Source organism: Bacillus sp. BML-BC051, from assembly GCF_019656175.1.
GTDB classification, from domain to species: domain Bacteria; phylum Bacillota; class Bacilli; order Bacillales; family Bacillaceae_G; genus Bacillus_A; species Bacillus_A mobilis.
The window spans coordinates 13,102-36,146 of record NZ_BPLI01000033.1 but is presented as its reverse complement, the minus strand read 5'-3'; the positions used below and the strand labels follow the sequence as shown (position 1 = coordinate 36,146).

Here is a 23,045-nt window from a genome sequence, read left to right as displayed (position 1 = left end):
GTGATGGAGGGAAGAAGAAGTTTTTCTACAATGAAAGTGTAGATGAATACAAAGGGGCTGAATCGGTATGTTAGTCATAGATCATATTACGAAATCATTTGGTAAGAAGGAAATCATAAAGAATGTTTCTTTTGAAGTGAAAAAAGGTGAAACATTTGGATTGCTTGGTCCAAATGGAGCGGGAAAATCAACGACGATATCAATGATTTGCGGGTTAATTTCATACGATAGTGGTGATATAAAAGTTGGTGGAAAATCTGTAAAAGAATATCCATTAGAGGCGAAAAAGAAAATTGGTATTGTTCCACAAGATATTGCGTTGTATCCGACACTTTCAGCGAAGGAAAATTTGGTTTTTTGGGGAAAGATGTACGGTTTAAATGGAAAAGTTGCAAAAGAGCGAGCGGAGGAAGTATTAGTTTACGTCGGTTTACAGGATCGTGGAAAAGATAAAATTGAAACATTTTCAGGTGGAATGAAAAGGCGTATTAATATTGGTGTAGCACTTATGCATGAGCCAGAGTTGTTAATTATGGATGAACCGACAGTTGGGATTGATCCGCAATCGAGAAACCATATTTTAGAGACTGTTAAAAAGCTAAATGAAAAAGGGATGACAGTTATTTATACGAGTCATTACATGGAAGAAGTAGAGTATTTATGTGAAAGAATTGCAATTGTTGATCATGGAAAGGTAATTGCATTAGGAACGAAAAGGGAGCTATGTAATCGCCTGGCAGATGGGTTTATAGTGAGATTGCAATTAAATCGTTATAGTACGGAACTGCTACAAAAGTTGAAGGCACTATCTGTTGTTGAACGAATTATTTTTGATGAAGATAATAGTACGATTGATATTGGACTAAATGGTGGCGAGTCCATTGGTACAGTTGTGTCAGTAGTTGTGGAGAACAACGCTCAGATTTTAAAGCTTGAAGTGCAAGAACCGAATTTAGAGGCACTCTTTTTACAATTAACAGGACGTTCACTTCGTGATTAAGGAGGTTAGTGCGGGATGAAAAGTTTTATTATTGCATGGAAAGATTTAAAAATACGTTTAATTGATCGGCGCGGATTTATGATGATGTTAATTATGCCGCTTTTATTAACAGCGATTTTAGGTTCAGCGTTAAGTAATATATTTGATAATGGTGGACTACCAAAAACAGTGGTTGGCTATTATCAAGTAGGAACTGATGAGTTTGCAGATGTCTTTCAAAAAGACGTATTGCAATCTAAAGAATTAAAAGATGATGTGAAAGTAAAGATAGTTAATTCTCAGGAAGAGCTTGAAGATATGTTAAAGGAAAAGAAAATCGATGTGGGAATCGTCATCCCAAATAAATGGAGCGAACAGGTACAAGATGGAAAATTAAAAGAACCAAAGGTTCTTATAGACCCATCAAAAGATATACAAGCGAAAATCGCTGAATCAATGATCCGCTCTTTTTCAGAGCGTGTTCAAACAGTTGCGGTATCTACTAAAAGTGTTGTGACGGAATTAGTAAAGTCTCAGCATAGTAATGTGGAACAAATTGCAAAAGAAGTGAGTGGAGGTTTACAAACAGTAGCAACTTCGGGTGCAAATAACATTGAAAAAGGAACGATAGGTAAAAAAACAGTTGCAGCGATGCAATATTATGCAGCAGCGATGTTAGTCATGTTTTTACTATATAACATAACGGTAGGTGCAAAGTCAGTTGTAACAGAGCAACGAACTGAAACGTTGGCACGTTTGTTCAGTACACCGACGAGCTCATTTTCAATTTTATTCGGGAAGTTTTTAGGTACATTATTATTTGCTTGTATACAATTAGGAATTTTTATAGTTGCTACACACTTTATGTTTCAAGTGGAATGGGGCGGAGACTTGTCTCAAATAGTAGTGGTGGGAATTTCTTATGCAATTTGTGTTTCTGGTTTATCTATGTTAATTGCCGCTTTTATTCGTGAGGAAAAAACGGCAGATGTAATGGGGGGAATTGGTATTCAAATACTCGCTATATTAGGAGGATCGATGTTACCGATTTATGTATTCCCTGATACACTTCAAACCATTGCGAATGTTGCTCCGAATAAATGGGCACTTACAAGCTTCTTAAATATTATGTCGGGAACACCTTGGGATGCGCTACTCCCTGTTATTTTTAGTTTATGTAGTGCGGGAATTGTCTCCGTTATGATAGGAACATTACGTTTACGTACGAGATAGGAGGGGGAAATGATGAAGAAGGTTTGGGCACTTTGTTGGCTAGAGTTAAAACAAATTTTAATAAAACCACAAAGTTATATACTCATGTTTGGAATGCCTATTATTTTTACACTCATTTTCGGCGGACTTTTAGGTGGAAGTGGGAATACGAAAGTAAATGTTAGCTTAGTAGATGAAGATGGTTCTGTATTATCTAGCAAGTATTACGAGGACATAAAGAAAAGTGACTTAATTTCTATAGAGAAGGTAACGTATAAGGAAGGAAAGCAGAAGATTGAAAACAAAAAATCATCCGGCATAGTTATTATTCCGAAAGACTTTCAAAAGAGTATGCTAGATGGAAGGATAGAAAGTATCCAGTTTCAAGCCGGTGCTGATTTTACTGGTGGAACTTCTGTAGAGCAAGTATTGGCAAGTGTGTTAAAAAAAATGGAGATAGAAGTTAGCGCAGCGAGAGATTTTGAGAAGAAAAGTAACACTTCGTGGGAAACAATGTATAAAGAAATTTATACAAAAGTAGAACCTGTTTCGATTCAAAAAGAGTCGATTTCACATGATGATCAAAAGTTAAATGATGTTACAGGACGAGCGGCAGGCTTTTCAATTCTATTCGTTATGATTGTTATGTTAAGTGCGACGGGGACCATTTTGAAAGCTAGACAACTTGGTGTTTGGTCTCGTTTATTAGGGACTCCGGTTTCAAAAGTTCAAATATTAGCAGGGTATATCCTATCGTTCTTTTTAATAGGTTGGATTCAATTCGGTGTTTTAATGATATTAACGCATTCCTTATTTGATGTACAGTGGGGAAATTTATTAGGGGTTATTATACTCGTTTCCGTATTATTATTAGCTGTCATTGGTCTAGCCTTATTATTAGCAAGCATCGTAAAAACAACAGAACAACAGTCAGCGCTAGGAAATATCGTTGTGATTTCAACATGCATGATTGGTGGTCTTTATTGGCCGATTGAAATTGAACCAGCATGGATGCAAACGGCAGCAAACTTTGTTCCGCAAACTTGGGCGATGCGTGGCTTTACGGAGTTAATTGTAAGAGGAGGTACATTAGCAGATATAGGAGGTTATATTGGTATACTCATTTTATTTGCAGGAGTATTTTTCGTGATTAGTTTAACAAGAATACGTTACGACTGAAAAAAACAGAGTTACAGCTTTACGCGCTGAACTCTGTTTTCTTTTTGTGTCGTATCTTCTCTTGTTGAAATGATAATGGCGATCCCGAGCATAATAAAAAAAGCTAAAAAGAGGACGAACTTTGGGAAGAATGGGAATAGTAATAGCGCCCCGACTATCATAATTGTTAATAATACGTAGTGCAGGACGTATTGGAATAGGTTGTCCATATTTTCGCCCCCTTTTTGGTAATTGGTTATTAGTATTCTATGTCCCATACTGAACGAATAGAAGTGGATTTTTAATTTTTTAATACGAAATAAAAGAGAACAATTGACATGCTGAAAGGAAAGGAATAATCTTGAAATTAATTCACACTATTTTTATAGGAAAAATAAAGATAGTTACAGGAAGGGGGCTATGTTCCTACATCGTTAAAAATTAGGAAGGTAAAGGTGAGCGTCTAATGAAAAATGCTTTTAAAGGAGCACTTGCTACATTTCTTAGTGTATCGGTATTACTAGCTGGATGTGGTCAAGAGGAAGCAAGTACAAATGAAGCCGGGAACGTACCAAAAGTAAAAGATGAGTTTATTAAAGCAAGCGACAAAGCAAAAAGTCCTACTAAAGTAAAAGAAAGAAAAGATACTTTTGTAGTTGGAATGCCAAGTCCTGGAGGGATATTCCTGCCGCACTTTATGGAGAATGGATGGGATGGTAACATAACGCAAGTTATCTTTGCCCCTCTTGTTGGACTCGATAAGGAAGGAAAACCAATTCCAATTTTAGCGAAGAAGTGGGATATTTCGGAGGATCAGCTTATATATACGTTCCATTTGAAAGATGATTTAAAGTTTAGTGATGGATCCCCGTTAACTGCAGATGATGTAGCGTTTACATTAACATTATTACATGATCCAACTTATAGTGGTGCGACTGATATAAGTCAAACAGCAATAAAAGGTGGGCAAGCATATAAAGAAGGAAAAGCGAATTCTATTGAGGGAATTCAGGTCGTAGATTCGAAAACAATTAAAATTACAACTGAAAAGGTAAATGCCCAAACATTATCGTTAATTGGCGGAGAAGTGATTTCAAAAGCTTATTACGGGAAAGAGTATAAACAAGGACACTTGGAGTATTTAAAAGAACTGTATGGGAAGCCGCTGGGAGCAGGAGCTTATAAATTGGATAAATATATTCCTGGTCAAGAAGTTCGATTTTTAGCAAATGAAAATTACTTTGAAGGAAAACCGAAGATTGAGCATTTTATTTATAAAATTACAAAAGGTGATACGAAGCTACAACAATTTCAAGCCGGGGAAGTAGATTATGATGGTTTTACGACAAACGTGGAGACGATTGAACAGTTAAAGGATTTAGGTTTTGCTAATATTAATGTATATACAGGAAGCTCTTACGGCTACATTAAAATGAATTATAAGAAGCCATACTTTAAAGATAAACGTGTCCGCCAAGCATTTATTTATGGATTAGAGCGTCAAAAGGTTATTGATACGTATTTCCAAGGATATGCGTCACTCGTTAATGTACCGATTACGCCAGTTTCTTGGGCGTATACAGAAGAGGGTATTAATAAATATGAGTATAATTTAGAGAAGGCGAAGAAACTACTGGATGAGGCTGGGTGGAAAGCTGGTTCGGATGGAATTCGTGAAAAGGACGGACAAAAGCTGAAAGTAAGTTATTTTGCCTCATCAGCAAGTAAAATAAATGATGTAATGATTCCTGTGATGAAAGAAGATTATAAAAAGCTTGGTGTAGAGTTTAACCCAGAATATATGGACTTTAATACGATGATTTCAAAAGTGATAAAAGGTGATTATGATTTGGCGATGGTATCTACGCCAATGATTGATGATCCAAGTGGAACGATTGAAGAGTTTGTTTCAACAAGTAAACGAAATTATGATGGATATTATAATCCGAAAGTAGATGAATTAGCTAAGCAAGCATTAGAAACGTTGGATATTGAAAAGCGAAAAGAAATCTATAAAAAGTTATATCAAGATTTAAGTGAAGACCCGCCTGTAATCTTCTTGAATAATAGCAAAGTTGTGTCTGCACATCATGCACGCATTCAAGGATTACAAGAAGATAACTATAACGGTATTTTATTAAGTTTACCTAAATTGAAGATAGAAAAATAATTTAGGAAGAATTATCAAAATATTTATTCAGAAAGAATTGACAAAATATAACTGACGATATAAGCTAATAACCATAAAGTCTACCGGAAAGGTCGGAATAGGATTGTTACCCCTCAAAAACATCTATTTTTTTACGATTAAAACCGACTTTTCCGATTGGCTATAAATGTGCTGTGGGAGGCATACATAAGCTAATAAGTTCAAAGGGTATAACTATTAAACAGTTAGGGTGGGGACAATGAAGACAAAGACAAAAAAATGGGCTGGTGTATTTTCGGTATTACTGAGTAGTTCGCTTGTGTTATCTGCTTGTGGGGGACAGGAAGATACGGCTTCTACAGAACCGGTAAAAAAGCAGGATTTAAAAGACGCTAAGATTGAATCAATTCCAGCTACAGATAAAAAGAAAAGTCCAGAGAAAGCAAATCAACGAAAAGATACTTTTATTACAGCCATTTCTAAGCCAGGGGGAGTTTTCCTTCCGTATTTCCAAGATAATGGTTGGGATGGAAATGTAACGTCTGTTATTTTTGCGTCATTAGTAACAACAGACAAACAAAGTAAACCTGTTCCGGATCTTGCAGAAAAATGGGATATTTCTGCTGACCAGTTAACATATACATTCCACTTACGTAAAAATTTAAAATTTAGTGATGGGTCGCCTTTAACGGCGGATGACGTAGCATTTACACTAACACTACTTCATGATAAAGCGTATGAAGGTGGATTGGATATTGCTCAGTATGCTGTTAAAGGCGGGAAAGAATATAAGGAAGGAAAAGCAACTTCTATTGAAGGAATTCAAGTTGTTGATCCACAGACAATTAAAATTACAACTGAAAAAGTTAATTCACAGGCGCTAACGAATTTAGGTGGCCCAGTGCTATCAAAAGCTTACTATGGAAAAGATTATAAACAAAATACAAGTTTAGACTATTTAAAAGCATTATATGGGCAACCAATTGCAGCGGGTCCATATAAATTTGAAAAATATGTTCCAGGTCAAGAAGTACGCTTTGTTGCTAACGAACATTATTATGCAGGTAAACCAAAAATCAAAAACTTTATTTACAAAATCACATCAGGTGATACTGGATTCCAATTATTCCAAACAGGTGAACTGGACTATAGTGGATTTAGAGCAAATCCTGAGAATATAGACCAATTAAAAGGATTAGAGTTTGCAAATATTAATCTTGAATCATCAAGTGATATTGCTTATATCTATGTAAATAATAAGAAATCGTATTTGAAAGATAAGAAGGTACGTCAAGCACTTACTTATGGATTAGACCGTAAGAAGTATGTGGATACAGCTTTACAAGGATATGGATCTGTTGCTAACGTACCAATTGCGCCAGTTTCATGGGCATATACAGAAGAAGGTATTAATAAATATCCACACGACGTAGAAAAGGCTAAAAAATTATTGGATGAGGCTGGTTGGAAAGTAGGTTCTGACGGGGTTCGTGAAAAAGATGGTCAAAAATTAAAATTAACATACTACGCATCAAATACAGGTAAAACAAATGATATCTTTATTCCAATTGCAAAAGAAAGTTATAAGGAAATCGGTGTTGAATTAAACCCAGAGTTGATGGACTTTAATACGATGCTTTCAAAAGTAGGAAAAGGTGACTACGATTTAGCGGCAGTTTCAACACCAGGAATTAGTGATCCAAGTGAAGTTGTAAGTGATTACTTATCAACGAATCCAAAAAGTGATACGGGTTATAACAACCCGAAAGTAGATGACTTGATTGTAAAAGGTATAGGGACGACAGATATTGAAAAACGTAAAGCAATTTATAAAGAACTGTACAAAGAGTTAAGTGATGATCCACCAGTTATTTTATTAAACTATCGTAAACTACTTTATGCTCATAATGCACGTATAAAAGGAATTGATCCAGAAAAGTACGATAGCATTAGTTCCAACTTACCGGTGTTATCTATTGAACAATAAGGGTTGACCTAAATAATAGAAGGCATTTTTTCATACAGCGATGGAATAGTAGCTGTTTTGAAAAAATGTTCTTCTATTTTTAAGTAAATAGGATTGGGGAGACAAAAGGTGAAAACATATATCATTCGTAGGTTCCTTCAAATGATCCCTACATTGTTTGGTACATCTATTATTATTTTTTTCTTATTTGCACTTTTGCCGGGGGATTATATTGATTCAAATCCAAAGTTAACACCAGAGAGAGCTCAAGAGTTAAGGGAATTGTATGGCTTAAACAAACCAATTATTGAAAGATATTTTCACTGGTTATTGAATGCTTTACATGGTGATTTTGGATTTTCTTTACAGTATCAAGAACCTGTAACTTCATTACTTAATAAATTTATTTGGAATACATTTATCGTTGCTGTTGCAGCTTTATTTTTCACTTGGATTATTGCTCTTATTATTGGGGTTATTTCTGCAACAAAGCAGCACTCTTGGTTTGATAGATTAGTAACAATCGGTGTCTTTGCAGCAATGTCATTTCCATCATTCTTTATCGGATTATTTTTAATTAAATTATTAGCAGTTGATTTAAAGTTACTACCTATTGGTGGCATGATTGATATTGGGAGTAACTCAACAGGGATAGCGTACATATTTGAAGTATTACGTCACATGATTCTACCTGTGTTTATTTTAACGCTTCTTGGTGTAGGATCGTTAACACGATATTTTAGAACCAGCATGTTGGATGTTGTTAGGCAAGATTATATTCGTACTGCTCGTGCAAAAGGTTTAAAAGAAAGAACTGTTATTTATAAACATGCATTGAAAAATGCAATTTTACCAGCAATTACATTACTTGCTTTTGAATTACCAGGTTTATTTTCAGGAGCTATTATTATTGAACAGATTTTTAACTGGCCAGGGATTGGGAGTATTCAATTAGAAGCATTAAACTTCCGTGATTATACGGTATTAATGGCCTTTACGATGTTTCTTTCTTGTTTAACCATTATGGCTAATTTCTTAGCTGATATTGTATATGCGTTTGTTGATCCAAGAATTCGATTGAAGTAAGGGGGGAAAGATATGGAGACTATTACACCAATAATAGAGAAAAAGAAAGAACGAAAAAAGAGAAATGAATCATCACCATGGCGCCAAGCGTATAAAAAAATCAAGAAAAATAAGATGGCATTGTATGGCTTATACGTTTTAATATTCATGTTTTTATTTAGTTTTATCGGTCCAATCTTTTCACCGTATGCTGATGGGAAAGTACAAGTAACACAAATTAATAAGCCACCCAGCCTATCACATTGGCTTGGAACCGATCAGTTGGGACGGGATATTTTAACTAGACTTATGCAAGCAGGACGTATCTCACTAACGATTGGTTTAGCTTCGATGCTACTATCCGTTATACTAGGAGCTCTATTAGGAGCGATTGCTGGTTTTTATCGAGGGGTTGTAGATCATTTAATTATGCGTGTTGCGGATGTGTTAATGTCCATTCCGGGATTACCGCTACTTATTATAATGGGAGCAATTCTGTCAGAATGGAAATTACCATCGGAATACCGTTTATATGTTGTAATGATTATTTTAAGTTTAGTAGGATGGCCAGGACTTGCTCGTCTTGTGAGGGGACAAATTTTAACATTGCGGGAGCAAGCCTTTATGCAAGCAGCAGATGTATTAGGATTAAAGGATTCTCGGAAAATTATCCATCATTTAATTCCTAACGTCTTTCCGTTGCTTATTGTTGTAGCAACTTTGGGTGTGGCTGGATCTATTTTAAGTGAATCCGCACTAAGTTACTTAGGTCTCGGAGTTGTTCCACCTACACCATCATGGGGGAATATGATTAGCGCAGCTAACTCATTAATTGATTTTCAAAAGCGTCCGTGGTTATGGATTCCGCCAGGTTTCGCAATCTTTATAACAGTTGTATCCATTAATTTACTTGGTGATGCACTTCGTGATGCGTTAGATCCAAAGATGAGACGGTAGGTGAGAAGGTATGAGTAGAGCGGTAGTAGAACTGAAAGATTTACAAACACACTTTCAGACAGAAGAAGGGACAGTAAAGGCTGTAAACCATGTTAGTTTTGCTGTTCGAGAAGGTGAAACGGTTTGTGTAGTAGGTGAATCAGGTTGCGGGAAAAGTGTAACAGCTTTATCTATTATGGGACTTATTGCTGAATCCGGCAGTGTAGTAGGCGGAGATATTTTATATGAAGGAAAAAGTCTTTTAGGAATGAAAGAGAAAGAGCTTCGTAGTTTACGAGGTAATGATATTGCGATGATTTTCCAAGAACCGATGACATCGCTAAATCCGGTCTTCACTGTAGGGGAACAGATTGTAGAGACGTTAAGGGAGCATGAATTACTTAGTAAAAACGAAGCGTATAAGAAAGCAATTGAGTTAATTCGTAAAGTCGGCATAGCTCGTGCGGATGAAATCGTCCATTCTTATCCGCACGAATTAAGTGGCGGGATGTTACAACGTATTATGATTGCTGTTGCACTTAGTTGTAATCCTAAGTTATTAATTGCTGATGAACCGACAACGGCTCTTGATGTTACAATTCAAGCTCAAATATTAGACTTATTAAGACAAGTAAAAGAGGAATTCAAAACATCCATTTTATTAATTACACATGATTTAGGCGTTGTAGCAGAAATGGCTGATTACGTTGTCGTTATGTATGGCGGGAAAGTTATTGAAGAAGCCCCAGTACTAGAGATATTCCAAAATCCGAAACACCCGTATACGAAAGGCTTGTTGAAATCAAAACCAGTGATGGGAAAACGAATAGATAAACTATATTCTATTCCAGGGCAAGTTCCTAATTTAGTCGGTTTGGATGAGTTTTGCTACTTTAGCGGTCGTTGTGAGCATTGTATGGAAATATGTAAAGAAGAAGCACCGAATCTAAATGTACATGATGAGAATCATAAAGTAGCTTGCTGGTTATATGAGGAGCGTGCGGAACAATGAATGAACCATTATTAGAAGTAAAAAACTTAAAAACATATTTTCCGATTAAAGGCGGCATATTTAGTAGAACGATTGGACATGTAAAAGCAGTTGATGGAGTAAGTTTTACTATTAATAAAGGCGAAGTGTTTGGTCTTGTTGGTGAATCAGGAAGCGGAAAAACGACGATAGGAAAAACAATTTTACGTCTCGTCCAAAAAACGGAGGGAGAAGTGAAGTTTAAAGGACACGATGTTCATTCTTTATCAAAAGAGGAATTGAGAAAACATCGTCCTAATATGCAGCTTGTGTTTCAAGATCCATTTAGCTCACTAAATCCGAGAATGAGAATTGGAGAAGCACTGGGCGAGCCAATGTTGGCTCACGGACTAGCGACGAAAGAAAATGTTCGTGAAAAGGTAACAGAAGTATTAGAGTTATGTGGCTTAGCCCCATATCATATTGACCGGTATCCTCATGAGTTTTCTGGTGGACAACGTCAGCGTATCGTTATCGCAAGAGCTATGGTATTAAACCCGGAATTCATTGTAGCTGATGAACCTGTGGCAGCACTAGATGTATCTATTCAAGCACAAATCATTAACTTATTTAGTGAGTTACAGGAGAAAAAGGGATTATCCTATTTGTTCATTTCACATGATTTAAGTGTAGTCGAACATTTATGTACGAAAATCGGGATTATGTATTTAGGAACAATTGTGGAAACAGCGCCGCGTGATGAGTTATTTACGAACCCGCTTCATCCGTATACAAAAGCATTGTTATCGGCTGTGCCAATACCAGATCCAACAGTGAAGCGAGAGAGAATCATACTAGAGGGTGACATTCCAAGTCCAGCAAATCCACCTTCGGGTTGTCGTTTTCATACACGTTGCCCGTTTGCAACAGATATTTGTAAACAAATGGTACCAGAATTCCGTAATGTTGGTGAGGAGCATTTTGTAGCTTGTCATCATGTATAAAAGAAAAGGACTCTTTCAAATAGAAAGAGTCCTTTTTTTATTTACTAGATGAAGTTTGTTTCAATACAAATTGCTCGATTGCATGAGCAACACCATGTTCATTGTTTGTTAACGTTACAACATCACATAGTTTTTTTACATCTTCTTCAGCATTTCCCATTGCAACTGATAAACCAGCTACTTGTAACATTGGTACATCATTAAAGTTGTCCCCGATAGCAATAGTATCTTCAATTGGTATATTGAAATAAGCAGCCATTTCTTGTAGACCGTTCCCTTTATGACCATGCTTATCCATAATTTCTACATTAGTAGGAGCTGATGCCGTAACGGAAATATCAGTGTCTTCTTGTAACATGCTTAATAGCTGTGCACGATGCGCCGCATTAAATGTCAAAATGAAGAATTTAGATATTTCCAATTCTGGATTATTTACAACATCTTCGATTTTTTGGAAATCAGTAATTAAGTTTGATTTCTTTTGTTTTTCTGTAATTTTTTCAAGTTCTTCAAGTGTAACATCTAGTGCATGCTTGTTCTCTTCAAACGCTTGCATGACTTGATCTTGCCATGTATATGGAGAATAAACTCCTTTATTCGTATATAGCTTATATGGAAAACCTTCAGATTCTAGTAATTTTGCAAGCTTGTATACTTTATCGTTTTGTAAACAACGCGAGTTAATTACCTTTCCATCCACATAAACAATTGCCCCATTGCTCGCTCCAACTGGAAGAGATAGTTTATATTCTTCCAATAATTTTAAAGCATCCTCTTTTGCGCGACCAGAACAAATCATGACAATATGACCATCCTCTTTTGCAGTTTGGATAGCTTGTAAGTTCTCTTTGGAGATCTCAAGATTAGATGATAGTAGTGTACCATCCATATCTAATGCGATTAATTTCAAAATGACCACCTCTTTGCTTTTATTATACATAGTTATATAGAGGAAACATATAAACTTATCTTGGAAAGATTGTATTTTATCTAGCACGAACAGTTAGTAAAAGCTTGATAGATTCCAGCGTATTCATTTAAATATGCACTTTAATTTGTAACAAAAGTAGAGGTAAGTATGGGTATATTTCGTTATATGACTGTAATATTACAACAATATTACAAACGTCAACTTAGTGGAAAGTGCATGAAAACAGGGTTTTTAAGGGTATTTATAAAAATCGTAAAAAAAGTGTAATAAAATTCACGTAATTATATTGCAACGTAACAATAGTTATGTTACATTAATGTTACAAACGTTACGTTATTAACTTTAATGTAACGCTAACATAAAAACTATGAAATAAACATTTCTTAGAAATTAGATATAGATAATAAAGAAAAAGAGAGGAGAATGCAAAATGAAAGAGCAAGTATTACAAGTAACAAAAGGTGACTTCGTAGGATCAGCAAGTGGAGCGGTAGTATTAACAGCATTAATCGTATTTCTATCAAGCGTATTAGTATAATAGAAGATTTGTAATAAAGAAAAAGAGAGGAGAATGCAAAATGAAAGAGCAAGTATTACAAGTAACAAAAGGTGACTTCGTAGGATCAGCAAGTGGTAACGGCATTAATCGTATTTCTATCAAGCGTATTAGTATAATAGAAGTTTTAAATTATACAAAATGAAAGGAGAATGAGGAATATGAACAGTGAACAAGTGTTACAAGTAACAAAAATAGATTTATTAGGATCATTAGGTGGAGCGGTAGTATTAACATCATTTATTCTATTCCTTGCAAATGTATTAGTATGAGATATATAAATACAATCATTCAAAAAAAATAAAGACTCTAGCATATTAGTAAGTAGTTAATATGTTGGGGTCTTTTTTGTTTTCCTCTCATATATACCTTCAAGTATTAATATTCCCTCCGTCATGTAAAGAGAAAAAAGTCGAATTTTATATGTAAGAAAAAAAGAGGAATTTGACAGAAAAGATAGAAAATTTTAAAGGTCAGAATTTGTTAGCTTGCTAACTAATTTCTAATAACTTACGTTGGAAGCGTTTTCGGTTGGTTTTAATTATGGACCATTTAATCTATTACAGGGGGATGAGGATTTTATGAAACAAAAATCTATGGATACGCTAGCTGCACAAATGGAGGACTTTTTTCCAGTACGTGATGTAGATCATTTGGAATTTTACGTAGGAAATGCAAAGCAATCAAGTTATTACCTTGCGAGAGCATTCGGATTCAAAATTGTGGCTTACTCTGGGTTAGAAACTGGTAACCGTGAAAAGGTATCTTATGTTCTTGTGCAAAAAAATATGCGTTTTGTTGTGTCTGGAGCTTTAAGTAGCGACAATCGTATCGCAGAATTTGTAAAGACACATGGTGATGGTGTAAAAGATGTTGCTTTACTTGTTGACGATGTTGACAAAGCATACTCGGAAGCAGTGAAACGTGGTGCCGTTGCAATTGCTCCACCTGTGGAATTAACAGACGAGAACGGTACACTGAAAAAAGCAGTTATTGGTACGTATGGTGATACAATTCACACGCTTGTAGAGCGTAAAAATTATAAAGGAACATTTATGCCGGGATTCCAACAGGTGGAGTTTAATATTCCATTTGAAGAGTCAGGTTTAATTGCTGTAGACCACGTAGTTGGTAATGTTGAAAAAATGGAAGAGTGGGTTAGTTATTACGAGAACGTTATGGGCTTTAAACAAATGATCCATTTTGATGATGATGATATTAGTACAGAGTATTCAGCATTAATGTCGAAAGTTATGACAAATGGAAGTCGTATTAAGTTCCCTATTAACGAACCAGCAGATGGAAAGAGAAAATCACAAATTCAAGAATATCTAGAATTCTATAATGGAGCAGGTGTACAACATCTTGCTTTATTAACAAGCGATATCGTGAAAACAGTGGAAGCGCTTCGTGAAAATGGCGTGGAGTTTTTAGATACACCTGACACTTATTATGATGAGTTAAGTGCACGAGTTGGAAAAATTGATGAGGAAATTGATAGATTAAAAGAATTAAAGATTTTAGTAGATCGTGATGAGGAAGGATACTTACTACAAATCTTTACGAAACCAATTGTAGATCGTCCAACTTTATTTATTGAAATCATTCAACGTAAAGGTTCTCGCGGATTTGGAGAAGGGAACTTTAAAGCATTATTCGAATCAATTGAAAGAGAACAGGAACGTCGCGGAAACTTATAAGATTTGTATCCACCAGCAAAAGTCTTTTTGCTGGTGGAAATTTCATTTTCATAGGGAGGAATCATGATGAAATTTGTTACATTTCGTCTTCCTTCGAAAGAAATGCGAGCTGGATGGCTTGAAGGTGACAAAGTAATTGATATGAATCTTGCTAGTGATGGGAAATTACCTTCTTCTATGTTCGCCTTTTTAGAGAAAGCGGATGAGTATGTAGAAGTATTGCGCAAGATTAAGAATCCAGAAAAGGGTGTATATTCCTTAGAGGAAGTACAATTAGCGGCGGCAATTCCTAATCCGAGTAGCATTCGGGATTTTTACGCGTTTGAACAGCATGTAAAAACAGCTCGTGGCCGAAGAGGGTTAGATGTTGTACCTGAATGGTACGATTTCCCGGTTTTTTATTTTACGAACCATCGTGCTGTAATTGGTCCGGATGATTTTGTAATCGGTCCGAAGAAATCTAAAAAACTTGATTATGAGTTAGAGATTGCTTGCGTCATTGGGAAAGAAGGAAGAAATATTTCTCGTGAGCAAGCAGAGGAATACATTTTTGGTTATTGTATTATGAACGACTGGAGTGCAAGGGACTTACAAGCAACAGAAATGAAGGTAGGGCTCGGTCCGGCAAAAGGAAAAGATTTTGCAACTTCATTAGGAGCGCACCTTGTTACGAAAGAGGAACTAGAGGTTTATCGTAACGGTGATCGTTATGAGTTAGAGATGACTGCTCATGTAAATGGAAAGCTATTATCAAAGGGGAACTTCCAAGATATTTACTATACATTTGCTGAAATGATTGAACGTGCTTCAGAAGACGTCACGTTATATCCAGGCGATGTGATTGGTTCTGGGACAGTAGGGACAGGTTGTATTTTAGAACTGGGTACGGAAGAGTGGCTGCAAGATGGAGATGTTGTAGAACTTACGATTACTGGTTTAGGTACGTTACGTAATACGGTCAAAAAAGAAATGGAAGCAGGTGATGGGCATGTTTTATCGTCACATGGGGGAGCTACCTCATAAACGACATGTGCAATTCCGTAAAAAGGATGGATCGCTTTATCGTGAACAGGTAATGGGAACGAAAGGTTTTTCTGGTACGCAGTCTATTTTATATCATCATTATATGCCAACGGAAGTATCTCATTCGGCGGTATCACATTCCTGTCAGTTGCAGTATGAAGAAGATGTAGCTCTTGCTCATCGTCATTTTCGCACGAAAGAAAATAAAAAAACTGGCGATGCAGTAAGCGGAAGAAACTTTATGCTTGGGAATGAGGATTTATTAATTGGAGTAGTGACTCCAACGGAAAAAATGGACTATTTCTACCGTAATGGTGATGGCGATGAAATGTTATTTGTTCATTACGGAACAGGTAAAATTGAAACGATGTTTGGAACGATTTACTATCGAAAAGGTGATTATGTAACGATTCCAATTGGAACAATCTATCGTGTTATTCCAGATGAAGGAGAGACTAAGTTTCTTGTTGTAGAGGCAAATAGTCAAATTACAACGCCGCGTCGCTATCGCAATGAATACGGACAATTGTTAGAGCATAGTCCGTTTTGTGAGAGGGATATTCGTGGTCCTGAAAAATTAGAGACGTATGATGAAAAAGGTGAGTTTGTCGTAATGACAAAGTCGCGAGGGTATATGCATAAACATGTTTTAGGGCACCATCCGTTAGATGTTGTTGGATGGGATGGCTATTTATATCCGTGGGTCTTTAATGTAGAGGACTTTGAACCAATCACAGGCCGTATTCATCAGCCACCTCCAGTACATCAAACGTTCGAAGGTCACAATTTCGTTATTTGCTCTTTCGTACCACGTTTATACGACTATCATCCAGAATCTATTCCGGCACCATATTATCATAGTAACGTGAATAGTGATGAAGTACTGTACTATGTAGAAGGAAACTTTATGAGCCGGAAAGGTGTGGAAGAAGGCTCTATTACACTTCATCCGAGCGGAATTCCTCATGGGCCGCATCCAGGGAAAATAGAGGCGAGTATAGGGAAAAAAGAAACGCTTGAATTAGCTGTTATGATAGACACATTCCGTCCGCTTCGTATTGTAAAACAAGCACATGAGACGGAAGATGAAAAATATATGTATAGCTGGATTGAAGAAGGTTCACATACTGTGAAATAGGTAAAAAGAGGCATGCTCAATAATTGAGCATGCCTCTTTTGTGGAATCGACATGTATAATAATACCAAAAAAAAATACGGAAAGATATATAGAAACAACGATAAGGATATTGTATGTTCCGAAAGATTTCTACTTATTTCGACAAAAGTATTGACTGGGAAAAGTGCAATGAGTAAAATAAAAAAGCGAATTAAAAATTTTCAGAAAATTTAAAACTTGGAGGAGCATGCATATGAAGCAAATTTTTCAAAAAAAGCCTATTGCAAAGTTAATGCAAGAAAGTAAGCAAAAGACGCTAGCGAGAACATTGGGCGCATTGGATTTAACTATGCTTGGAATCGGGGCAATTGTTGGAACAGGTATTTTTGTTCTAACGGGCGTGGTAGCAGCAAAACATTCTGGACCAGCTATTATATTATCATTTGCGATAGCCGCGTTAGCCTGTGCCTTTGCTGCATTTTGTTATGCTGAATTTGCTTCTTCAGTTCCTGTCTCAGGCAGTGTGTATACGTACACATATGCGACGATGGGAGAGGTATTCGCATTTTTAATTGGATGGGACTTAATGCTAGAGTATTTACTCGCTACATCTGCTGTAGCAAACGGTTGGTCCGCTTATTTTCAATCTTTATTAAAGGGATTTGGGATACATATTCCTACCATTCTCTCCTCGGCCCCTGGTACAGGAAAGGGTGGAATAATTGATTTGCCTGCGGTTCTAATTATTTTAGTGATGACAGTTCTTTTATCTAGAGGTGTTCGTGAAAGTGCACGAATAAATAATATTATGGTGTTTATTAAATTAGCGGTTGTTCTCATATTTATCTTTGCTGGTTTTAATTATGTAAAACCTGAAAATTGGACACCTTTTATGCCGTTTGGCTTAGATGGTGTAATGGCTGGAGCTGCTACAGTGTTTTTCGCATTTATAGGATTTGATGCAGTTTCAACGGCAGCAGAAGAAGTGAAACGTCCACAACGTGATTTACCAATTGGCATTATTGCATCTTTATTAATTTGTACGGTTCTTTATATTGTTGTTTCACTTATTTTGACAGGAATTGTTCCATACGGACAGTTAAATATATCAGATCCAGTTGCTTTTGCGCTTCAATTTATTGGACAAGATAGTTTAGCAGGAGTAATTTCAGTAGGAGCAATTACAGGAATTACAACAGTAATGTTAGTTATGATGTATGGGCAAGTACGTGTTTCGTATGCAATGAGTAGAGATGGATTATTGCCGAAGCGTCTTGCTAAAGTCCATCCAAAATTTAAAACACCATTTTTAAATACATGGACAACAGGAATTATTGCAGCGCTTATTTCAGGATTAATAGATTTAAATGTGTTAGCGCATCTTGTAAATATGGGGACTCTATCAGCCTTCGCACTTGTAGCTGTTGCTGTTATTGTAATGAGAAGAACTCATCCTGATTTACCAAGAGCATTTAAGGCGCCGCTTGTACCATTTTTACCAGCATTAACGGTGATTTTTTGTTTATACTTAATGCTTCAATTATCCGGAACGGCTTGGATTAGTTTTGGAGTATGGATGGTTATCGGTATTGCGGTTTATTTCTTATATAGCCGAAAACATAGTGCTTTAAATAATAGTAAAGACGAAGATGATGCAGCAAATTTATAAGTAGAAAAATCCATCCTAATTCAGTTAGGGTGGTTTTTTTAGTGTGCCCAGCATGCACAACAACTCGGTGGTGAAAGTCCACTACAGGCTTGGCAGTAGGAACTGTTAGCGAAAGACAAGGGTGTCCATGGTGACGTGGAATCTGAAGGAAGTCGGACGCAAACTCTCGAACTGACGAACAGAAATTGGATACAAGGCTGACTTGGGACGGATGAGCTTGCTAAACAAAGCGAAGTCCAATACTGCCCAAATCCCATACAGTAAATCCAGCAGTTACATGAGAGGAAAGTGGTTGTGCTTACCTGGGGAGGTCTCTTGAGGGTTATTCAATTAACAATCGGACTAGTGATAGTTTGATGAATCAAGAGAAGTCAGCAGAAGCCATAGTAGCTCCCCATTTGGAGCGAAGGGCTGAACAATCTTAAATCTTGAAAGAAACAAGGAGGTGGATTCATCCCGCGGAAACACAGAAAACGTCGCGGTATAGACCAAAAGACGGCTACTTATGGATGGATAAGCTGGAAGCGAAAGAGTAAATAAGAGCGTGTAGGGATGGAAACATGGAAATGAAGAAACAGGATGGTATCGAATTAATTGACAGAATTGCATCTCATAAAAACATATGGGCTGCATATAAGAAAGTAAAATCAAATGGAGGTGCACCAGGGGTTGATGGAATAACCGTAGACCAACTGAAATCGCACTTATTAAAACATGAAGAACCTTTAAAACAAAAGCTAAAGGATGGTACTTATCAACCACAACCAGTGAGAAGAGTCGCCATACCTAAAGCAGATGGTTCTAAAAGGTATCTAGGTATCCCATGTGTGCTGGACCGAGTGGTTCAACAAGCAATACTACAAATCATTTATCCAATCATTGACCCACATTTTTCTGACAAAAGTTTCGGCTTTCGAAAAGGAAGAAACGCTCATCAAGCGATTCAACTAGCGGAGAAGTATTATGAAGAAGGCTATCGTACAGTCGTAGACTGTGACTTGAAAAGCTACTTCGATACAATCCATCATCAACGACTGAGAGCTTATCTAGAAGAATTTCTAACAGATAAAATTGTGCTAAAACTCATCTGGAAATTTCTGCGTTCTGGAATATTAGATAAAGATATTTTTATTGATACAACTGAGGGTGCACCTCAAGGTGGTCCATTATCTCCTATTCTAGCAAATGTTTACCTCAATAAGCTAGATAGAGAACTAGAAAAACGAGAACATCGTTTTATACGCTATGCAGATGATTTTGTCATTTACGTAAAATCGCCAAGAGCTGGGGAAAGAGTAATGGCAAGCGTTAGGAAATTTATCGAAGATGAATTAGGCTTAACAATTAACGAAAAGAAAAGTAAAGTTTGTGGAGCAACTGCCTCTACTTTCTTGGGATTTCACCTTCAAAATCTGAGGGGAAAGTTGGATGCCGACCAAGTAAAGCAAGTAAAAGTAGATTTAAAGACAAATTGAAGAAATTAACAAGCCGTAAAAAGGCAGGAACCTTCAAAGAAATTGTCGATAGAATCAATCGAACAACAGTCGGCTGGATTAATTATTATGGAATTGCAAATATGAAAACATTCATTATCAGCATACAAGGATGGTTAAATCACAGATTACGTCAATTAATATGGAAAAGATGGAAACGTGTCCGCACAAGGTACACCAAATTACGTCAATACGGAATTGAACATGATGAAGCGATGAAGATTGCGAATTCAAGGAAAGGATATTGGCGTATTTCACGAAGTGAAACACTACACCGAGCCATTACAAAAGAAAAACTCATAAAATGGGGGCTGAAAGATTTATCCCAACTTTATGAGCAACGATACTTAAAAGGTTGAACCGCCGTATACGGAACCGTACGTACGGTGGTGTGAGAGGTCGACTAGCCAATTAATGGCTAGTCTCCTACTCGATTTCCGAAAATTTACATTCTTCTGAAATTATTATAAGATGATTGTTGGTGAACTAAAGGGGTGGAATGATGAAAAATACGTGGCATGAGTTAAGAGAGATGGACCGTAACGTATGGATACGGTTTATTGGTGAGACGTTAAATGGAATTGCAATGATGATGTTGATGCCTTTTTTTGCATTATATTTAAAAGATAAGGTAGATTCATTATTGCAGGTTGGAGTTATTATGGCGCTTTCTCCAATTGCTGCAAGCTTTGGATCAATTATAGGGGGAAGAATTGCTGATATATATGGAAGAAAGCCAATTATGATATTTTCGATGACGAGTAATGCGGTATTAATGCTCGGTTTTTTATTTATAGAAGGATTTATTCCTTACGCGATTTTATCTGTTTTTTTAGGATTAAGTAATTCGCTATTTCATCCAGCTGCATCAGCGATGGTTGCGGATGTAACAATTCCAGAAAAGAGAACAGAAGCATACGGATTATTGCGAATGGGGCACAATATAGGTGCTGCAATTGGCCCGATAATGGGCGCTTCAGTAGTTATGTTTTCGAAGAATCTTGTGTTTATTATTGCCTCTTCTACGATGTTATTTTATGCATTACTTGTATTCATTCTTATCCAAGAGACAATGCCAAAGAACGTGAATAAAGAAGAGAATAAAGAAAAGGAATCAGGGGCGGTTTGGAAAATATTAATGAGAGATAAGGCACTAGTGATTTATTTATTAGCAGGTATCATTATTTCGATGGGATTTTCTCAAACAGAAGGCATGTTGCCACTGCACTTTGATAATGAAATGAAAGGTATTTTTGGAACTAACAACCCATATCCATATTTAATGGCTTTAAATGGACTATTAGTTGTGTTGTTTCAATTTCCAATTTCAAAATGGGCCACAGATAAACCTGTCGGGAAGACGATGTTATATGGTGCATGTTTGTTCGGGATTGGTTTGTTCTTTATAGGGTGGTTACCGAAGTGGTTTGGAGAATTTGATGCAAATGCTATGATTATTTTAATCACGTTGCTGTTTGTTTATGCCATATATACATTAGGTGAGATGATTATGTCGCCTGTACAGATGACGTTTGTAGCGAATTTGGCTCCTGAGCATTTGAGAGGGACTTATATGGGAGCTGCGAGTTTGCAGTGGATTACAGGAGGTGCACTCGGTCCACTCCTTGGAGGTTTTTTATTGGACCGATTACTTGGCCACTTTCTATTTACAATTTTAGCTATAGGATGTGTAGTTGCAGGTATTGTATATGTTTCTTTAGATCGTCTCGTTGAACAAAGGCAAAAAGGCACACTGACTAAACAATCTTCTTAATGAGTAGATGACATACACAAAAAGGGGATTTCTACATATTCTAGGTACATAACTAGATTGAGTTGTAATTTTATATATGTATGAAGAAATTTAAGTGAAAAAAGTATAGAAAACCAATAAGTGGTGTCATTTATTTATTTGTGGAAGTTACATTTTATTTCAAATAGGAACTACCTATTTTTATAAAAAGTGCTAAAATAGAAAAATGAAAACAATTGGTTAGGGTGATTTCAGTGACAAAAATTAAATTAGGTTTATTATATGGTGGAAAATCAGCTGAGCATCAAGTTTCGCTACAAACGGCTCTTGCTGCTATTAAAGCATTAAATCAAGATAAATTCGAGATTCATCCGATTTATATTACAGAACAAGGTCAATGGGTGCGCGGTGAGCGTATTGAAGGTGAAGTAACAGATGTTGAAGTTCTAAAAATGAGCGGTGCAGAAAATGCGATTTCTCCGTTATCATTAAGCACAGAGATCATTCCATCTGCAGCTTCTGAGGAAAATGCTATCGACGTTATTTTCCCATTATTACATGGACCAAATGGTGAAGATGGAACGGTTCAAGGATTATTAGAATTAATGAACATTCCTTATGTAGGAAATGGTGTTCTAGCATCTGCTGCTGGCATGGATAAAGTTGTTATGAAAAACATCTTTGCAGAAGCTGGATTAAAACAAGCAAAATATGCATCATTCATTCGTAGCACATGGGAAAAAGATTGTGAAACAGCATATGAAAAAGTAGAAGAAGTTTTAGGATATCCTTGCTTCGTAAAACCAGCAAACCTTGGTTCAAGTGTTGGTATTAATAAGTGTAAAAATCGTGAAGAGCTTGAGAATGCATTTGAAGAGGCGTTCCAATTTGACCGCAAAATTATTGTAGAAGAAAATATTATTGGACGTGAAGTAGAAGTTGGTGTACTAGGTAATGATGAACCGAAATGTTCAGTTGTAGGTGAAATCGTACCGAAAAAAGACTTCTATGATTATAAGTCGAAATATATCGATGGTGATACAGCGTTAATTATTCCAGCTGAAATGACAGAAGAAGAGTCTAATGTTATTAAGCGAGATGCGATTATTGCATTTCAATCTTTAGATGGTGCTGGATTAACAAGAGCTGATTTCTTCTTAACGAAAGATGGAGAAGTATATATTAACGAAGTGAATACGATGCCAGGATTTACGCCGTTTAGTATGTTCCCTCTATTATGGCAACATACTGGATTACCGTATCCGGAATTAATTGAAGAGCTAATCAATTTAGCAATTGCGCGTCACGAGGAAAAACAAAAAATTAAATATACAATCTAACAAAAAAGGAGGAAGCACTATTCG

At 36.4% G+C, this 23,045-nt stretch carries 21 protein-coding genes and 1 pseudogene; 20 read left to right on the top strand and 2 right to left on the bottom strand.

The window, feature by feature from the left end; genetic code table 11:
* The first annotated feature begins 67 nt into the window (after positions 1-67).
* The 3 genes from K5S59_RS15165 to K5S59_RS15155 are packed head-to-tail and all read left to right on the top strand — an operon-like array spanning position 68 to position 3,370.
* Positions 68-1,000, top strand: coding sequence for an ABC transporter ATP-binding protein (locus K5S59_RS15165; RefSeq protein ID WP_000960162.1), 933 nt, complete (start codon positions 68-70; stop codon positions 998-1,000).
* Positions 1,001-1,015: 15 nt separating this feature from the next.
* Positions 1,016-2,212, top strand: coding sequence for an ABC transporter permease (locus K5S59_RS15160; RefSeq protein ID WP_098257899.1), 1,197 nt, complete (start codon positions 1,016-1,018; stop codon positions 2,210-2,212).
* Between the two features lie 12 nt (positions 2,213-2,224).
* Positions 2,225-3,370, top strand: a complete 1,146-nt coding sequence (locus K5S59_RS15155; RefSeq protein WP_120449358.1) for an ABC transporter permease — start codon at positions 2,225-2,227, stop codon at positions 3,368-3,370.
* Positions 3,371-3,381: 11 nt separating this feature from the next.
* Here the strand turns inward: K5S59_RS15155 and K5S59_RS15150 are convergent, their stop codons facing one another.
* Positions 3,382-3,579 carry a hypothetical protein gene (locus K5S59_RS15150; protein ID WP_000369258.1) on the bottom strand — a complete coding sequence of 66 codons (198 nt, stop codon included), beginning with the start codon at positions 3,577-3,579 and terminating at the stop codon, positions 3,382-3,384.
* Between the two features lie 236 nt (positions 3,580-3,815).
* Here K5S59_RS15150 and K5S59_RS15145 point away from each other — a divergent pair, with 236 nt between their 5' ends.
* The 6 genes from K5S59_RS15145 to K5S59_RS15120 all read left to right on the top strand — a co-directional run bounded on the left by K5S59_RS15145 (position 3,816) and on the right by K5S59_RS15120 (position 11,439).
* Entirely contained in the window at positions 3,816-5,519 is a 1,704-nt protein-coding gene (locus K5S59_RS15145) for an ABC transporter substrate-binding protein (protein WP_120449360.1), read from the top strand.
* Between the two features lie 238 nt (positions 5,520-5,757).
* The gene (locus tag K5S59_RS15140) at positions 5,758-7,485 is read left to right on the top strand and encodes an ABC transporter substrate-binding protein (protein WP_120449363.1); all 1,728 of its coding nucleotides are present in this window, start codon (positions 5,758-5,760) and stop codon (positions 7,483-7,485) included.
* 108 nt (positions 7,486-7,593) lie between these two features.
* On the top strand, positions 7,594-8,550 hold the full coding sequence (locus K5S59_RS15135; RefSeq protein ID WP_000860686.1) for an ABC transporter permease: 957 nt from the start codon (positions 7,594-7,596) through the stop codon (positions 8,548-8,550).
* A gap of 12 nt (positions 8,551-8,562) precedes the next feature.
* On the top strand, positions 8,563-9,486 hold the full coding sequence (opp4C, locus tag K5S59_RS15130) for an oligopeptide ABC transporter permease (RefSeq protein WP_000447962.1): 924 nt from the start codon (positions 8,563-8,565) through the stop codon (positions 9,484-9,486).
* A gap of 10 nt (positions 9,487-9,496) precedes the next feature.
* The gene (locus K5S59_RS15125; RefSeq protein WP_098237949.1) at positions 9,497-10,477 is read left to right on the top strand and encodes an ABC transporter ATP-binding protein; all 981 of its coding nucleotides are present in this window, start codon (positions 9,497-9,499) and stop codon (positions 10,475-10,477) included.
* Entirely contained in the window at positions 10,474-11,439 is a 966-nt protein-coding gene (locus tag K5S59_RS15120; protein ID WP_001005155.1) for an ABC transporter ATP-binding protein, read from the top strand. The genes K5S59_RS15125 and K5S59_RS15120 overlap by 4 nt, the downstream gene beginning before the upstream one ends.
* 37 nt (positions 11,440-11,476) lie before the next feature.
* Here the strand turns inward: K5S59_RS15120 and K5S59_RS15115 are convergent, their stop codons facing one another.
* A complete protein-coding gene (locus K5S59_RS15115) occupies positions 11,477-12,349 on the bottom strand; it encodes a Cof-type HAD-IIB family hydrolase (RefSeq protein ID WP_120449365.1) in 873 nt (290 codons plus the stop codon).
* A gap of 451 nt (positions 12,350-12,800) precedes the next feature.
* Here K5S59_RS15115 and K5S59_RS15110 point away from each other — a divergent pair, with 451 nt between their 5' ends.
* The 11 genes and pseudogenes from K5S59_RS15110 (at position 12,801) to K5S59_RS15065 (ending at position 23,021) form a co-directional block, all read left to right on the top strand.
* Complete coding sequence (locus K5S59_RS15110; RefSeq protein WP_000664237.1) at positions 12,801-12,908, top strand: DUF3948 family protein; 108 nt, start codon at positions 12,801-12,803, stop codon at positions 12,906-12,908.
* 40 nt (positions 12,909-12,948) lie between these two features.
* A pseudogene (locus K5S59_RS15105) lies at positions 12,949-13,045 on the top strand (DUF3948 family protein).
* A gap of 33 nt (positions 13,046-13,078) precedes the next feature.
* Positions 13,079-13,198, top strand: a complete 120-nt coding sequence (locus tag K5S59_RS15100; RefSeq protein WP_120449367.1) for a DUF3948 family protein — start codon at positions 13,079-13,081, stop codon at positions 13,196-13,198.
* Between the two features lie 309 nt (positions 13,199-13,507).
* Complete coding sequence (gene hppD / locus K5S59_RS15095) at positions 13,508-14,626, top strand: 4-hydroxyphenylpyruvate dioxygenase (protein ID WP_000810916.1); 1,119 nt, start codon at positions 13,508-13,510, stop codon at positions 14,624-14,626.
* A gap of 66 nt (positions 14,627-14,692) precedes the next feature.
* Positions 14,693-15,649, top strand: a complete 957-nt coding sequence (locus K5S59_RS15090; RefSeq protein WP_000674017.1) for a fumarylacetoacetate hydrolase family protein — start codon at positions 14,693-14,695, stop codon at positions 15,647-15,649.
* Positions 15,615-16,787, top strand: coding sequence for a homogentisate 1,2-dioxygenase (locus K5S59_RS15085; protein ID WP_212981997.1), 1,173 nt, complete (start codon positions 15,615-15,617; stop codon positions 16,785-16,787). Before K5S59_RS15090 ends, K5S59_RS15085 begins: the two co-directional genes overlap by 35 nt.
* 232 nt (positions 16,788-17,019) lie before the next feature.
* The gene (gene bcaP / locus K5S59_RS15080) at positions 17,020-18,435 is read left to right on the top strand and encodes a branched-chain amino acid transporter BcaP (RefSeq protein ID WP_000809355.1); all 1,416 of its coding nucleotides are present in this window, start codon (positions 17,020-17,022) and stop codon (positions 18,433-18,435) included.
* A 560-nt stretch (positions 18,436-18,995) separates the two neighbouring features.
* Positions 18,996-19,910, top strand: coding sequence for a group II intron reverse transcriptase/maturase (ltrA, locus tag K5S59_RS15075; RefSeq protein ID WP_230090823.1), 915 nt, complete (start codon positions 18,996-18,998; stop codon positions 19,908-19,910).
* Positions 19,907-20,287: a group II intron maturase-specific domain-containing protein gene (locus K5S59_RS30185; protein ID WP_230090824.1), complete on the top strand. Its 381-nt coding sequence runs from the start codon at positions 19,907-19,909 to the stop codon at positions 20,285-20,287. Before ltrA ends, K5S59_RS30185 begins: the two co-directional genes overlap by 4 nt.
* A gap of 143 nt (positions 20,288-20,430) precedes the next feature.
* Positions 20,431-21,702 carry an MDR family MFS transporter gene (locus K5S59_RS15070; RefSeq protein ID WP_000799708.1) on the top strand — a complete coding sequence of 424 codons (1,272 nt, stop codon included), beginning with the start codon at positions 20,431-20,433 and terminating at the stop codon, positions 21,700-21,702.
* Positions 21,703-21,935: 233 nt separating this feature from the next.
* Positions 21,936-23,021, top strand: coding sequence for a D-alanine--D-alanine ligase (locus tag K5S59_RS15065; RefSeq protein ID WP_000161440.1), 1,086 nt, complete (start codon positions 21,936-21,938; stop codon positions 23,019-23,021).
* The last annotated feature ends 24 nt before the right edge of the window (positions 23,022-23,045 follow it).